The 15,200-nt window shown below is 52.3% G+C and carries 10 protein-coding genes; 6 read left to right on the top strand and 4 right to left on the bottom strand.

Features of this window, described 5'->3' with window-relative positions; genetic code table 11:
- Positions 1-83: 83 nt before the first annotated feature.
- Both Q0R57_RS05590 and Q0R57_RS05585 read left to right on the top strand, forming a co-directional pair.
- Complete coding sequence (locus tag Q0R57_RS05590) at positions 84-3,533, top strand: DUF2723 domain-containing protein (protein ID WP_294744469.1); 3,450 nt, start codon at positions 84-86, stop codon at positions 3,531-3,533.
- A 9-nt stretch (positions 3,534-3,542) separates the two neighbouring features.
- Positions 3,543-4,157 (top strand): polysaccharide deacetylase family protein, encoded by a 615-nt coding sequence (locus Q0R57_RS05585; RefSeq protein ID WP_294744467.1) that lies wholly within the window; start codon positions 3,543-3,545, stop codon positions 4,155-4,157.
- Between the two features lie 51 nt (positions 4,158-4,208).
- On the opposite strand, the gene mnmA is transcribed toward Q0R57_RS05585, so the two are convergent.
- Positions 4,209-5,285, bottom strand: coding sequence for a tRNA 2-thiouridine(34) synthase MnmA (gene mnmA / locus Q0R57_RS05580; protein WP_294744465.1), 1,077 nt, complete (start codon positions 5,283-5,285; stop codon positions 4,209-4,211).
- Positions 5,278-6,738 (bottom strand): Na+/H+ antiporter NhaC family protein, encoded by a 1,461-nt coding sequence (locus tag Q0R57_RS05575; RefSeq protein ID WP_294744463.1) that lies wholly within the window; start codon positions 6,736-6,738, stop codon positions 5,278-5,280. The genes mnmA and Q0R57_RS05575 overlap by 8 nt, the downstream gene beginning before the upstream one ends.
- Before the next feature lie 144 nt (positions 6,739-6,882).
- On the opposite strand from Q0R57_RS05575, the gene Q0R57_RS05570 reads away from it, so the two are divergent.
- The gene (locus tag Q0R57_RS05570; RefSeq protein ID WP_294744461.1) at positions 6,883-8,235 is read left to right on the top strand and encodes an aldo/keto reductase; all 1,353 of its coding nucleotides are present in this window, start codon (positions 6,883-6,885) and stop codon (positions 8,233-8,235) included.
- A 4-nt stretch (positions 8,236-8,239) separates the two neighbouring features.
- On the opposite strand, the gene Q0R57_RS05565 is transcribed toward Q0R57_RS05570, so the two are convergent.
- Positions 8,240-8,674 carry a hypothetical protein gene (locus Q0R57_RS05565; protein ID WP_294744459.1) on the bottom strand — a complete coding sequence of 145 codons (435 nt, stop codon included), beginning with the start codon at positions 8,672-8,674 and terminating at the stop codon, positions 8,240-8,242.
- Positions 8,675-8,817: 143 nt separating this feature from the next.
- On the opposite strand from Q0R57_RS05565, the gene Q0R57_RS05560 reads away from it, so the two are divergent.
- From Q0R57_RS05560 to Q0R57_RS05550, 3 genes are all read left to right on the top strand, one after another.
- Positions 8,818-10,110 (top strand): histidine-type phosphatase, encoded by a 1,293-nt coding sequence (locus tag Q0R57_RS05560; protein ID WP_294744457.1) that lies wholly within the window; start codon positions 8,818-8,820, stop codon positions 10,108-10,110.
- Positions 10,111-10,127: 17 nt separating this feature from the next.
- Positions 10,128-11,636: an alkaline phosphatase family protein gene (locus tag Q0R57_RS05555; RefSeq protein ID WP_294744455.1), complete on the top strand. Its 1,509-nt coding sequence runs from the start codon at positions 10,128-10,130 to the stop codon at positions 11,634-11,636.
- A 102-nt stretch (positions 11,637-11,738) separates the two neighbouring features.
- Positions 11,739-12,203 carry a tetratricopeptide repeat protein gene (locus Q0R57_RS05550; protein WP_294744453.1) on the top strand — a complete coding sequence of 155 codons (465 nt, stop codon included), beginning with the start codon at positions 11,739-11,741 and terminating at the stop codon, positions 12,201-12,203.
- 21 nt (positions 12,204-12,224) lie between these two features.
- Here Q0R57_RS05550 and Q0R57_RS05545 read toward each other — a convergent pair whose 3' ends face one another.
- The gene (locus Q0R57_RS05545; RefSeq protein WP_294744451.1) at positions 12,225-15,092 is read right to left on the bottom strand and encodes a M16 family metallopeptidase; all 2,868 of its coding nucleotides are present in this window, start codon (positions 15,090-15,092) and stop codon (positions 12,225-12,227) included.
- Positions 15,093-15,200: the final 108 nt, after the last annotated feature.

Genomic DNA, 15,200 nt, shown 5'->3' with positions numbered 1-15,200 from the left:
TACTTTTCACTCTTCATTTTTCACTTAAAATGACTACCTTTGCACACTGAAAGAATTTTAACGTTAAAAAATAAACCTCTAAAATGAAACAATTCCGTCTCGTGGACAATATCTTCGGATGGCTCACCTTCCTTGTGGCAGCCTTCGTCTATTGTTCAACTATCGAGCCTACAGCCTCGTTCTGGGACTGTCCTGAGTTTATCACCACTGGCTATCGCTTGGAAGTAGGACACCCACCTGGTGCACCTTTCTTTATGTTGACCGCCAACCTGTTCTCGCAGTTTACCAGCGACCCCACACAGGTGGCACGGATGGTGAACATGATGAGTGCCTTGCTTTCAGCCACCTGTATCCTGTTCCTGTTCTGGAGTATTACGCACCTGGTGCGCCGTTTGCTCATTGACAAATGGGAAGAGCTGGAGACGTGGAAGCTCGTGGCCATCGAGGCCAGCGGACTGGTAGGCGCCTTAATCTATACCTTCAGCGACACCTTCTGGTTCTCGGCTGTCGAGGGTGAGGTCTATGCCTACTCTTCGGCCTTTACCGCTGTGGTGTTCTGGCTGATACTGAAATGGGAGGACCATGCCGACGAGCCTCACTCAGACCGCTGGCTGGTACTGATTATGTATATGACGGGCCTCTCTATCGGTGTTCACTTGCTGAACCTGCTGTGTTTGCCCGCCATTGTGCTGGTGTATTATTACAAGCGCTATCCCAATGCCAACATCAAGGGCAGTATCGTAGCCCTGCTCATCTCGTTTGTGTTGCTGGCTGCCGTGCTCTATGGTGTGGTGCCAGGCATCATCACCGTAGGTGGCTGGTTCGAGCTGTTCTTTGTCAACGTGCTGGGTATGTCATTCAACACAGGTGAATATATCTATCTGTTCCTGCTGGTGGCCCTGGTTATCTGGGCTATCTACGAGACACAGACCGCCAAGGAAACCAAGGGTAGCTGGATGCGTCAAAACATCGCATTCCTGTTGGCCATCGCCATGCTGGGTATTCCCTTCTACGGCTTTGGCTGGAGTGCCTTCTTCATCGGTGTTGTGGTGCTGGGCGCCCTGGCTGCCGTGCTCTTCGTGCCTGGCATGAAGAAGCAGCTTATCTCGCCCCGCTTGAAGAATACTACGCTGCTCTGTCTGCTGATGCTGATGATTGGTTATTCTACCTATGCCGTCATTGTGATCCGTTCGGCAGCCAACCCGCCGATGGACCAAAACTCGCCTGAGGATATCTTCACGCTGGGTAACTACCTGAGCCGCGACCAGTACGGCTACCGTCCGCTGCTCTGGGGACAGGCCTACAGCTCGGAATATAAGATTGACAATGAGGGACGTGTGATGATGGACGACGGAGCACCTATCTACCAGCGTAAGGAGAAGAAGAGCGCTGACGAGCCCGACACCTATTTCATTGTCAGCACCAAGGATAAGCCCAAGTATGCGCAGAACATGCTGTTCCCGCGTCTCTACTCTAACAACCAGCGTCATGTGGCAGCCTATAACAGTTGGACCACCTCACCTGACATTGGTTCGAACGAGACCAAGGAGCCCTCGAACTACCGTCAGGGTAGTATGGTCACCATGCCTACACAATGGAAGAACCTGAAGTTCTTCATCAACTACCAGTGCAACTGGATGTACTGGCGCTATTTCTTCTGGAACTTCGCCGGTCGTCAGAACGACATTCAGGGACATGGCGACCTGGTGCACGGCAACTGGCTGTCGGGTATTTCCTTTATCGATAATGCCCGTCTTGGAGACCAGTCGCTGTTGCCCGATGACTTGAAGAACAACAAGGGTCATAACGTGTTCTACTGTCTGCCTCTGCTGCTGGGTCTGATTGGTATCTTCTGGCAGGCCATGATGCGCGGCAGAAAGGGTATCAAGCAGTTCTGGGTGGTGTTCTTCCTGTTCTTCATGACAGGTCTGGCCATCGTGGTCTACCTGAACCAGACACCTGAGCAGCCCCGTGAACGTGACTATGCTTATGCTGGTTCGTTCTATGCCTATGCTATCTGGTGCGGTCTTGGTGTGGCTGCCCTTATCGACATTATCTGCGGTAAGCTGAAGAAAAAGCCCGTATGGCTTGTAGCTATCATTGGTCTCGCCTGTCTGGCTGTACCTATCCAGATGGCCTCGCAGACCTGGGACGACCACGACCGTTCTGGTCGTTACACCTGTCGCGACTTCGGTCAGAACTACCTGATGACGCTGCAGGAAGAGGGTAACCCCATCATCTTCACCAATGGTGATAACGATACCTTCCCGCTTTGGTACAACCAGGATACGGAGGGCGTACGTACCGATGCCCGTGTCTGCAACCTCTCTTATCTGCAGACCGACTGGTATATCGACCAGATGATTCGTCCTGCCTACGACTCTCCTGCCCTACCTATCACCTGGAGTCGCTTGGAGTACTGTTCCGGCACGAACGAATATATCCGTGTGGACAACAAGATTCGCAAGGCTATCACGCTGCTGCAGCAGGAGTATCCTAAGGAGACCGCCCAGCTGTTTGGCGATGATCCATACGAGTTGAAGAATGTCCTGAAATACTGGGTACGTGACCATCGTGATGGCGACCTCAAGCGACGTCAGGCCGAGGCAATCATGTATGCTCAGATGAAGATGCCCGAGATTGCCGACGATCCTTACTATCAGTTGGATCAGAGTCTTAACGTCATCCCCACCGATACTGTCTATCTGACCATCGACAAGGAGGCTGTGAAAAAGAGCGGCATGCTGATTCAGGGCGACTCTATCCCTGACCGCATGGTCATCTCGCTGAGCGGACTGAGTGGCGTGGATAAGAGCAAGCTGATGATGCTGGAGATGCTGGCCAACGCCAACTGGACTCGTCCTATCTACGTGGCTTATACCGTAGGTGAGGAGAACTATATGAACCTGGGCGATAACTTCGTACAGGAAGGACTGGCCAACCGCATCACGCCGTTCACCACGAATATCAACGAGAATCCGTTGCCCGGCATGACCAACTTCGATACTGAGAAGACCTACACTAACGTGATGAAGCGCTTCAAGTTCGGAGGCATCAGCGAGCCTGGCGTCTATCTCGACGAGACGGTGATGCGTATGTGCTACACCCACCGTCGTCTGCTGGTGAAGCTCGCCATGAACCTGGCTGCCCAGGGCGACAACAAGCGTGCCGCAGAGGTGCTGGCCCGTGCCGAGAAGGAGCTGCCCGAGTGTAACGTGCCCCACGACTACCAAGGCTACTCTATTGAGATGGCTCAGACCTATGCAGCCATCGGCGACAATGCCCGTGCCAAGAAGTTGGTGGACACGCTGTGGAAGAAGTCAGACCAGTATGTCACATTCTTCCTGTCATTAGACAAGGATAAGTTCAAGGGCGAGGAGTATAACTGCCAACTGCATATGTTCTACATCATGCAGAAGCTGATCACCATTGCCGAGAGTATTGACTCGAAGTTGGCTGACAACTACTCTGACAGGCTCTATACGCTACTCGACCTGTATACCAAGAAAGGTGGTCGTATGCCACAACGTTAAAAAAGAGATATGTTTATTGAGCAACCCGCCGTCTATCTGAGATGGCTTTACCCTAAGGCCCTATGGCGAATGGACCGTCGCGAACGAGCAGTCTATCTGACGTTCGATGACGGTCCCATCCCTGAGGCTACGCCCTTTATTCTGGACGTATTGCGGACCGAAGGTGTTAAGGCCACCTTCTTCTGTGTAGGCGACAATGTCAGGAAGTATCCTGAGCTATTCCAACAGATACTGGACGAAGGACATGGTGTGGGCAACCACACCCATAACCACATCGGCGGCTTGCGACATACCATCAAGGAATATAGTTATAATGTGGAGAAGGCCAACGCCTATATCCACAGTCGACTGATGCGTCCGCCCCATGGTTGGATGCGCCTGAGCCAGTATGCCTGGCTCAGCAGGAAGTTCAAGGTGGTGATGTGGGACGTCGTCACCCGCGACTATTCCAAGTGGCTGACGGCCGAAGAGGTGGTGAACAACGTGAAGAAATACGCCCGTAACGGCTCTATCATCACCTTCCACGACTCCCTGAAGTCGATAGAGAAGCTAAAGACGGCCTTGCCACAAAGCATCAAATGGCTCAAAGAACAAGGCTATGCCTTTAAGACTTTTGATATTTAGTTTCGAAATAACGTTATAACGAAATAACGTTATAACGAGGCAACGAAAGCGTTAAACCGTAATCTCGCCACTGCCGTAACAACGGTGGTGGCGATTATCGTAAATAACACAAAACTGCCCTGGTGCCACCCCATGGATACGGTCCTGAGAATGGATGATGAAACGTCCCTCGCCCACCTGCTCTAACGTAGCAGGATGGTATTCCGGCGTGTGACGTATCTTAAAGGTAATTTCGCTATCGGGCATCTCACCGTTGATGCTGTGGAAACCGTGAATGGGGAAGTCCTGCTTATAGGCCGTGTCTGGGTCGTAGCCATGAGACACATACAGGACATTCTTCTCCACATCTTTCTTCACGATAAACCAAGGACCACCGCCAAAGCCGAGGCCTTTACGCTGACCGATGGTATAGAACCAATGTCCATTATGACGGCCTATCAGCTTGCCCGTCTCCAGTTCGATGACATCGCCGGGCAGTTCACCCACATACATCTTTATATAGTCGGTATAGTTAATCTTGCCCAGGAAACAGATGCCCTGCGAGTCCTTGCGCTTGGCGTTGACCAGGTGTTCACGCTCAGCAATCTGGCGCACCTCATCCTTGACGTAGTGACCTATGGGGAAAATGGCCTTCTGCAGTTGCCAGTCGTAGATTTGGGCAAGGAAGTCGGTCTGGTCCTTCACAGGATCGGGACTGGTGGTGAGCCATTTCTTACCGTCGATGATCTCTGTCTGAGCGTAATGGCCCGTGGCGATAAGGTCGTAGTCATGGCCACGCTTCTCATGGAAAGCACCGAACTTGATGATGCGGTTACACATCACATCGGGATTGGGCGTCAGTCCTGCACGCACCTTGTCCATCGTATATTTCGTTACCTGATCCCAGTATTCGCGATGACAGTCAACGACCTCTAATTTACAGCCATACTTATGTGCCACAGCCGTAGCCATCTCCATATCCTCCTCGCTGCTACAGTCCCACTCCTCCTTCTCCTCAGGACCAATCTTGATATAGAAGCAGTCAGGATGCAGGCCCAGTCGTGCAAACTCATAGACCACGACCGAGCTGTCGACACCACCTGACAGCAGCACGGCAATACGCTTATTCTCCAATTCCTTGCTATTCATTTTTACGTTTTGTGATTTTCCAGCCTATGGCAGCCACGATGACAGACATCAGCGGACTAATCAGATTAAAGAAACAATAGGGCAGATAGGTCAGCGTTGGGACTCCCAGCACCGTTGACTGCGTCATGCCACAGGTATTCCAGGGAATGAGCACAGAGGTCACCGTGGCGGCATCCTCTGTGGTACGACTCAGCAGTCGGCTCTCGTAGCCCTCCTCCCGATACACCTCTTTATAAATGTCGGCATTGAGTACGATGGAGATAAACTGGTCGCCAGTAGTGATGTTCAGGAAGATACCCGTACCCACCGTCGATGACACCAGACTTACCCTACTACGTACCCATCGCAGGATGACCCCCGTAATGCTCTCAATCATCCGGCTGGCCACCATAGCGGCACCAAAACACATGGCACAGAGTATCAGCCAGATGGTGTTCAGCATACCTGCCATACCGTTGGTTGATATCAGTTCATTGAGTGAGGCATCGCCTGTATCTACTGCCGTGGCGCCATAATAGGTGACGGCCAGTCCGCGTGTCAGCGTCGAGACCGTCGGCATCGAGGCCGATGAAGTCATCTCCGCTCCTGCCACCTCACAGAGGATATGTGGTTGAAGAATCAATGCCACGATGCCTGCCATGACTGACGAGGCAAAGAGCACAATGAGCGAGGGTACACGCTTGGCAATCAGCACACCTGTCAATATGGGTACCAAGAGTGTCCATAGCGAGATATTGAACTTGTTGGCAAGCCCCTCAGAGTACGCACCCACCTGCACCTCCACAGCGCTGTCTGTCCCCAGACCAGCCACGAAGAAGATGACAATCGTTATCAGGAAGGTAGGCACGGTGGTGTACATCATATATCGGATATGCACAAAGAGGTCTGTACCCGTAGCCGACGAGGCCAGGATGGTGGTATCGCTCAACGGTGACATCTTATCGCCGAAATAAGCACCAGAGATGATGGCGCCTGCTGTCCACGCCTCTGACATTCCCAAGGCATGACCGATGCCCAGCAATGCCACGCCGATGGTAGCGATGGTGGTCCACGAGCTACCCGACAGCAGCGACACCAAGGCACAGATGACACACGACGACACTAGGAAAAGCTGTGGCGACATCAGCTGCACACCATAATATATTAAGGTGGGCACAATGCCGCTGATCATCCACGAGCCAGCCAACATGCCCACACACAACAGGATGAGCAGTGTGATGCTCACCTCGCCCAAAGTCTTTTTGATCTGCTGTTCAAACGTCTTCCACGACATCCGATAGACGGCCATCGACAGACAGACACATACCGCCATACCCATGAGCAACGCTATCTGACTGCCGCCATTCAGCGAGTCGCTACCAAACAGCGCAATCACCACCCCCAGAAAGCCTATCAGCACAACGACGGGGATGATAGCTATCAGTGGATGAGGTATTTTGTTTATCTTTTGCATGACTGCCTTGTAGTTTACCTTTTGAAGGTGCAAAAGTAGCAATTATTTCCCAAATGGCAAAAAGTTCTTCCGAGAGTTTGCGGATTTAAAAAAAAATAATTATCTTTGCAACCAAATGACACTTACACCAAGACTAAAAAACTTATGACAAAAAAAGAACAGACAGACATGAACCGACGGGCGTTCCTGAAGCGTTTAGGCTGGGGAGCAGGTTCTGCTATGGCCCTGATGGCTATGGAGCCACTGAATGTGCTGGCCAAGGACAAGTCGGAGAAGGTGACCGAGAACCGCATGACCTATCGTGTGCAGCATGGCTCAGGCGAGCAGATTTCGCTATTAGGCTTCGGCATGATGCGCCTGCCCAATAATCAGGACGAGGTGAACCAGTTGGTGGACTATGCCATTGAGCACGGCGTGAACTACTACGACACGGCACCAATGTATATGGGCGGACAGTCGGAGGTGCTTATGGGCAACGCCCTGTCGCGTCATCCCCGAGACAAGTATTTTGTAGCCACGAAGATGTCAAACCAGAACCGCCGCTCGTGGTCGTTCGATGATTCGAAGGCCATGTACGAACGGTCGATGGAGAAGTTGAAGGTTGACTACATTGACTATTACCTGCTCCACGGCATCGGCGGTGGCATGGACACGCTGAAAGGACGTTTCCTGGACAACGGCATCCTCGACTTCCTGCTCAAGGAGCGCGAGGCCGGACGCATCAAGCATCTGGGCTTCTCATATCATGGTGATGTGCGTGACTTTGACTGGCTCTTGGACCGTCAGGAGGAGTATCACTGGGACTTCGTGCAGATACAGATGAACTTCCTGGACTGGCGTCATGCCTCGATGCGTGGTGGACGTCGCTCAGATGCCGATGCAGAATACCTCTATGACAAATGTAAGAAGACGGGCGTCCAGTGTGTCATCATGGAGCCGTTGCGTGGCGGTGCCTTCGGACGTATGGCACAAGAGCTGACCGACCAGCTGAAGGCGGTGCACCCCGACGACAGTACAGCCCGCTGGGCATTCCGCTGGGTGGGTTCCTATCCTAATGTGTTGACCATCCTCAGTGGCATGAACCGCATGGACCATCTGGAGGAGAATATCAAGACATTCTCGCCCATCGACCCGTGTACTGAGACAGAGAACCAGCTGTTAGCAAAGATTGCCGACCAGATGTCGGGTATCCCCATCATTCCCTGCACCACCTGCGAGTATTGCATGCCGTGTCCGTTTGGTGTGAATATCCCTGGCAACTTCGCTGCCTACAACGAGTCTGTAAACAACCACCTGCTGCCTCTGCCCGATAAGACGGCAGCTGACTTCGACACACGTCAGCAGGCCTTTATTGACAACTATAAGAAGGCATTGCCCGATGAGAAGGCATGGGCATCAAAATGTCAGGACTGCGAGGTCTGCCTGTCGAAATGTCCGCAGCAGATTCGCATCCCCAACCAGTTGTCACGCATCGTTGAGACGCTAAGAAAGAGATAAACCGTTATTTCTTGAACAACCCCTTAAAGAAGCCACCGATAGCACTACCTACCCTGCCGGTGGCTTTTGCTATGCTGTCGCCTGTAGCCTCCAAGCCCTCACCAAGACGGTCACCACGATAGGCCAGCATCTTACGGGTATAGCGGCCTTTCAGCATGTTATACTCCTCAACCTGATGGTCGGTGAGCTGGGGCTTGATGGTCCGATACTGCAACATCAGCGTGTCCTGTCGTGCCATGAGCGAGTCGGCCAGCGGCTTCGTCAGCGAAGGCTGAGCCATCACGAACGCCGTAAACTGACGGTAGGCATTCATAAACTGGAGTGTATCAGACTGCTGCAAAGTCTTTGCAGGCTGTACGTTCTGAGCATTCTGATTGTTCTGTGCGCTAACGGCGGTCAACGTCATCAGGGCTACTATGGTGATTGTTATCTTCTTCATATCCTTTTTTACTTTTTACCTTTGACCTTTTCCCTTTAAAGGCTATTTTGGGCGCAAAGATACAACATTATTTCATAAACGCTTTGTCTATTGACATTTTTTTAGTAATTTTGCAAACACAAAACCTAATTATTCTCAACAATATGAAGAAAATACTAACCCTACTCCTGTTGGGAGTGACGCTTTCGGTGACGGCACAGACAGCCCGTGAAGAGATTCGGAAGAATCCATATCTGGCCGGTTCAAACTATGTGGACTACAACCGCCAGATTCCCGAATTCCAATATACAAAGGCGCCTGATGGCTATGTGCCGTTTTATTTCACCCACTACGGTCGTCATGGCTCACGCTGGCTCATCGGCAAGGATGACTATAACCGTGTGTTACGTCCTCTGCAGAAAGGTCGCAAATACGGCAAGCTAACCCAGGAGGGCGAGCGGTTGCTGAATGAGTTGGAGAAATTCAACATCACCACCTATAAGCGACTGGGCGAGTTGACTACCGTAGGCGAACGCCAGCATCATGGCATTGGCAGTCGCATCGCCAAGAACTTCCCAGAGATATTTCTCTCCAAGAATGTAGCTATTGATGCCCGTAGCACGGTGGTTATCCGTTGCATCCTTTCTATGGAGGCAGAGTGTGAGGAGCTGATGGCTGCCAACCCCACCGCCCGCATCCACAACGATGTGAGTGAGGCCTTTCAGTATTATCTGAACCAGGAATGGGAAGGCAAGGTGAAGGAGAGCAGTGGTCACGTCAACAGACGTCAGGTCGCTGAGTTCAACGATAGGAATACCCACCCTGAGCGTTTGATGAAGGTGCTGTTCAACGACCCACAGTGGACGGCTGACAGCATTCACCAGCGTACGCTGATGCGCCAGCTTTTCGAGATGGTCATCAACATGCAGAGTCATGATGGCGCTCCCACCAGCCTCATCAACATCTTTACCGAGGACGAGCGCTACGACCTGTGGCGTCAGAACAATGTGGGCTGGTATCTCCGTTATGCCAACTCGCCGATGACGGATAATAATATGCCTTTCAGCCAGTTTAACCTGCTAACGAACATCATCGAGACGGCCGACACCTGTGTAGCCCTTGGCAAACCCCAGGCCACCATGCGTTTTGGCCATGAGGTTTGTGTGATGCCGCTGGCCTGTCTGATGGAGCTTGGCAACTGCAACATTAGCATAGAGAATCTGGACGACCTGGACAAGCACTGGCAGAACTACAAGATTTTCCCCATGGGCTGTAATATCCAGCTGATATTCTACAAGCCCGAGAAGGGCGAGGGCGACATTCTTGTGAAGGCCATGCTCAACGAACGTGAGGTCACGCTGCCCGTCAAACAGGCCACCGCCACACCTTATTATTATAAGTGGAACGACCTGCGTCAATACTGGGCCAACAAACTCGACAAATTCAAGGAAGAATAATTTAAACTAACATCAACATGAAGAAATTATTATTGATTATCTGTGTCCTGGCCACGAGTCTAACGGCACAGGCTCAAAACGATTTTACGGAAAGGCCCAAGTTAGTTGTAGGCATCGTGGTTGACCAGATGCGTTGGGATTATCTGGGCCGTTACTACGATCAGTTGCCGGAAGGTGGTTTGAAACGATTGATTAAACAAGGCTATTCCTGCAACAACTGCCTGATTAATTATGTACCCACGGTGACGGCCATCGGACATACGTCAATATATACAGGCACTACCCCAGCCTATCACGGCATCTGCGGCAACTCGTTCTATGTGGATGGCCGTCATGTGGGCTGTGTGGCTGACAGCACCGTTAAGACAGTTGGTTCAACCACCAGCAAAGGACAGTCATCGCCCTATCTGTTGCACGCCACCACCATTGGCGACCAGCTGCGCCTGCATACCGACTTCCGTTCAAAGGTCATCGGTGTCAGCTTCAAGGACCGTGCTGCCATCCTGCCTGCAGGACGAGGTGCCAATGCCGCCTACTGGATGGACAACAAGACAGGTTGCTTTGTCACCAGCACCTACTATATGCAGGAGTTGCCCGACTATGTCAAAAAGGTGAATGCACAGATGGCCAAGAACGAGGAGCTGAAAAATGCGGGCGAGGATATTGCCCTCTATCCCCTCTGCGGACACCTCATCACCGATATGGCTATTGCCGCTCTGAAGGGCGAGAACATGGGACATAACGGCACCACCGACATGCTCTGCGTGAGCTATTCCGAGACCGATGCCATTGGTCATAAGTGGGGCACCCGCGGCGAGCATACCGACGAGGCATATCTGGAGCTTGACAAGGATATCAGACGTCTGCTGACGGCCCTCGACGCTCAGGTAGGGCACGAGAACTACCTGCTGTTCCTGACTGCCGATCACGGCGGAGCACATAACTGGGAGTTCATGCAGAATCATAAACTGGCTGGGGGCAAGTGGCTTTATCAGGACCTGCAGAAAGAGGCTGAGGCATACGTTGCCAAGAAGCTGAGAGCCACGAAGGCTGTCATCGCCGATATCACCGTGTACCGCGTCTACCTCAACCACCAGTCCATCGCTGACCAGAACCTTGAGCTCGACGCCGTGAAGCAATGCCTCATCGAGTTCTTCAGCAAGGCACCCAACGTCATCCATGCTGTAGACTATCAGAAAGTACGCACCAGCAGTCTGCCCGAGCGTCTGATGAACATGGCACTCATGGGCTATCATCCCCGTCGTTCTGGCGACCTGCTCATCATCACCGAGCCCAACTACTATGAGTATGGCGAATGGTCGTCGCCTGTAGGCACCACCCACGGCGAGTGGAACCCGCACGATGCTCACATCCCCCTGCTCTTCTATGGCTGGCATATCAAGCACGGCGAGAGCAGTCGCGAGGTGCATATCAACGACATCGCCCCCACGGTGTGTCAGATGATGCACATCCAGCAGCCCAATGCCTGCTCGGGAGAAGCGATACAGGAGGTTTTTGAGGATTGAGAGTTGAAAGTTGAGAGTTGAACTTTTGGAGCAGCGAGAGCCATCAAGCTTGCTTGTTTGGCTGAGTCGTGACAAAAGTCAACGAAGTTAAAGTTGAGAATTATGAAGAGACTGATTTATCTTTGCATGCTGTTGATGTGTAGCATCAGCATGAGCGCACAAAGTGCCGACAAGCTCTACGATGAGGGCAAGAAACTATACGATGCCGAGCAGTACGACAAGGCCGTACCCATGCTTCAGGCTGCTGCCGAGAAGGGACATAAGAAGGCGCAGTACCGCCTGGGCCGTTGCTACGACAAGGGCAATGGCGTGAAGGAGGACAACAAGAAAGCCTACGAGTGGTATATGAAGTCTGCCAAGCAGGACTATGCCAAGGGCATGTATCAGGTGGGGCGCTGTTATCTGAAAGGCAAGGGCGTAGCAGCCAACGAGGACGAGGCCCGCAAATGGCTGAAGCGCGCCATCAACGACCCCAAGCATGGTGACGAGATTCTGAAGGACTTGCGCAATGCGAAAGCCGACGGCGAAGAGGCCGCCCGCATCCTCACCCTCTTAGGCAAGAAATAACACTACGCCTTGTCAGAGGAGTTATCTCACCACATCCTCCTTCTTGAGTTCTACCACCTTACCGTAGCGCGAGAGGGCTTTGAGACTGGTGAGTTTTTTGTCGCCAATGATGATCCACACGCGATTGCGGTTGGTGGCGATATGCTGCTGGTGGAACTTGATGACATCCTGAGAAGTGACGTCTGGCAGCAGACGGGCGATATCGGCATTGGGATCGATAGTATTGCCCAAAGTATGCTGATTGGCCACGAAGGCGGGCATATCACGGAAGGCGGGATAGCTGTTTTGGATATCGTTGAGCACGCTCTGACGGGCAGCATCCAGATTATTCTCTTTCATCGGCATCTGGCGCAGCAGCGAGTCGACGGTGGCAAGTGCTTCCATCGTCTTGTCGGCTTGGGTGCCAGTGGCTGTGATGTAGCCCTGAACGGCCTCAGGATGTTGGGCAAGACTGGTGGTATAAGCTTTTCCACCAGTGCTGTAGGCCAGGGAACGGAACTCGCGAACATTCTGGAAGAGGACTGACGACATGCTGCCGCCGAAATATTCGTCGAAGAGTGACAGCTTGGCACGCTCGTCGACTGTGGGCAGCGGACTGATGGCATCGTAGCTTACCACATAGTTTTGGCGCGACTTGGGCACATTATAGAAGTAAACAGTAGGCTCTGAGTACTGCTGCAACGGGCGGAAGGTATCGGCTGGACGGCGTGTACACTGGCTCAACGGCAATGTCTGCTGCGATACGGCAGCTACATCGTCTATTGACTTGGTGCCGCAATAGAGCAGCTCGCAATCGTACTGCTGCAATTCGCGGAACAGACTGAGTAAATCTTCGTTCTTAAGCGCCTTGACCTCCTTCTTGCTGAGCTGGTTCAGGTATGTTGACTTGCTGCCGTACATCACACGCTCTCTCATCGGCGTGAGCACATCGTCCTTCTGTTTGCCAAAGCTCTTGCGATCCACCTTGTCGGCATCCTTGGCATCGCTCAGAGCCTCGTTGTCGCCCTTGGCCGAGCGCAGGAAGTGGGCCAGCAGACGGAGGGCTGACTCGAACTGAGTGTCAGGACCAGTAAGACTGAAGCCGAAGGTCTTGTTGCCAGCGCCTACCTCCATCGTGGTGTTTATCTGCTGCCAGGCCTTCTCCAACTGCTGCTTCTTGAGCGAGTCGGTGCCCAGAGCTGAGAGATAGGTTGCCAGTATGTCGAGTCCTGGTGTGTGCAATTTGCCATCCTTGAATCGCAGCGTAAACGTAAAGATGTCGTTGACAGGATTCTGCTTATAGAATAAGGTGGCATGATTGCTCAGCTGCTTGGTGTCGACATCCTTCTGGAAATCGACGGTGCGGATATCGGCCTGTTTTACAGGTATCTGCTCCAGTTGTAGGGCGAAGGCCGACTTGGCATCCATATTCTTTGGCGAAATGGGCTTGTAGCCAGGCTGCTTAAGGGTTTCCTTATCGGGTGTGCCGTATTTCTTGACCAGCGTGACGTGGTTGGCATTGTAGTACTTCTTGGCAGCAGCCACCACATCAGCCTTAGTGAGGCGCTTGATGCGTTCAATCTTGTCGAGCGCATCCTGCCAGGTCTTGCCTTTCGAGAACAGGTCGACCATCAGTTCAGAACGACTGCTGATGGTTTCCAGCTCCTGTTCTGCATCCATCACCATCTCTTGTTTCAAGGCCTCCAACTGCTCGTCGCTGAAGTTGCCAGCCATCACCTGCTGGATCTGCTCCATCACACGTCCCTCGGCAGTCTTCATCTTTCCAAACAGCTTTGGGATGATAATCACGGCAGTACCAGCGGCATCGTCGAAGCCTACGTTTGTGGCGAGTGCTGCCAACACCTTATGCTCGTTCATCAGCGAGTCGAGCAGGCCAGCCTTGCCGTTGGATAGCAGTCCGTTGGCCAGCTCCAGAGCATTGGCATCGGGCTCGTAGTCGGTAGCTCCCTTGAATACCAATGCCTCTGCACCAATAAGCGGTATGGGGAGTATAACCTCCTGTCGCTCGCCAGTTTGGAAATCAGGCATCGGGCTATAGCCTCGCTGTGGCGCTGGGCCTGTCTGCACGCGACCAAACGTCTTCTCCAACAGGGCTGTCAGGTCGTCGCTGGGCGTAATGTCGCCACAGAGAATCAAGCCCATATTCGAGGCGATATAGTACTTCTTATAGAATTCGGCCATATCCGACAGGCGTGGGTTCTTCAGACTCTCTGTAGAACCAATGATAGGATAGGCATAAGGCTGAGTCTTGAACACAGCACCCATGATTTTCTCCATAGCCTCGCCCATGCCATCGGCCGAACGGTTCTTTTCTTCGTACACATTCTCAAGCTCGCCCTGAAAACCGCGATACACAGGGGTCATCAGTCGCTCAGAGTTGAGCCAGCACCACTGCTCAATGAACTGGGGCAGGAACTCATTGTGATAGTAGGTCATATCGTAGCCCGTACCCGCATTCAGCTTACTGCCGCCATACTTTGATATCAGGCGGTTGAACTCGTTGGGTATCACATAGTCGGCAGCCTTCACACTCAGCTCGTTGATATGCTGCTGAATCTGCTTTCGCACAGCATCGTCCTTGGTCTGCGACAGCAGGTCGTACTGGGCAGAGATGCTATCCAGCAAGGGCTTTTCGGCAGCATAGTCGATAGTACCCATGCGGTCGGTACCCTTAAACATGATATGCTCAAAATAGTGGGCGATACCTGTGTTGGGACAGTCCTTGGCGCCAGCCCTGACCACAACGGCTCCAAAAATCTTGGGCTGCGAGTGGTCCTCGTTCAGCCAAACGGTCATGCCGTTGCTCAGTTTCAACTCCTTAACATCCAACTGTGCCGCAGCTGTGATTGTGACCAGCAATGCAGCCATCGAGAAAACTATTCGTCTCATAAGCAAATTATTATCCTCCTGCAAAATTACGAAAAAGCAAACAAACAGCCAAACGATTTGCCTGCTTTTTTGTTTTTATGGGCTGGTGTGTCCTTCCACAACGAAAAA

Origin of the sequence: uncultured Prevotella sp. (assembly GCF_946407605.1) — a bacterium.
Taxonomy (GTDB): domain Bacteria; phylum Bacteroidota; class Bacteroidia; order Bacteroidales; family Bacteroidaceae; genus Prevotella.
This window is presented reverse-complemented; position numbering and strand designations above follow the sequence as displayed.

What these genes read in the sequence shown, in the direction of transcription:
- Q0R57_RS05545 (WP_294744451.1), bottom strand. Translation starts at nt 15,092, where the DNA reads ATGAGACGAATAGTTTTCTCGATGGCTGCATTGCTGGTCACAATCACA.
- Q0R57_RS05555 (WP_294744455.1), top strand. Translation starts at nt 10,128, where the DNA reads ATGAAGAAATTATTATTGATTATCTGTGTCCTGGCCACGAGTCTAACG.
- mnmA (WP_294744465.1), bottom strand. Translation starts at nt 5,285, where the DNA reads ATGAATAGCAAGGAATTGGAGAATAAGCGTATTGCCGTGCTGCTGTCA.
- Q0R57_RS05590 (WP_294744469.1), top strand. Translation starts at nt 84, where the DNA reads ATGAAACAATTCCGTCTCGTGGACAATATCTTCGGATGGCTCACCTTC.
- Q0R57_RS05550 (WP_294744453.1), top strand. Translation starts at nt 11,739, where the DNA reads ATGAAGAGACTGATTTATCTTTGCATGCTGTTGATGTGTAGCATCAGC.
- Q0R57_RS05565 (WP_294744459.1), bottom strand. Translation starts at nt 8,674, where the DNA reads ATGAAGAAGATAACAATCACCATAGTAGCCCTGATGACGTTGACCGCC.
- Q0R57_RS05585 (WP_294744467.1), top strand. Translation starts at nt 3,543, where the DNA reads ATGTTTATTGAGCAACCCGCCGTCTATCTGAGATGGCTTTACCCTAAG.
- Q0R57_RS05570 (WP_294744461.1), top strand. Translation starts at nt 6,883, where the DNA reads ATGACAAAAAAAGAACAGACAGACATGAACCGACGGGCGTTCCTGAAG.
- Q0R57_RS05575 (WP_294744463.1), bottom strand. Translation starts at nt 6,738, where the DNA reads ATGCAAAAGATAAACAAAATACCTCATCCACTGATAGCTATCATCCCC.
- Q0R57_RS05560 (WP_294744457.1), top strand. Translation starts at nt 8,818, where the DNA reads ATGAAGAAAATACTAACCCTACTCCTGTTGGGAGTGACGCTTTCGGTG.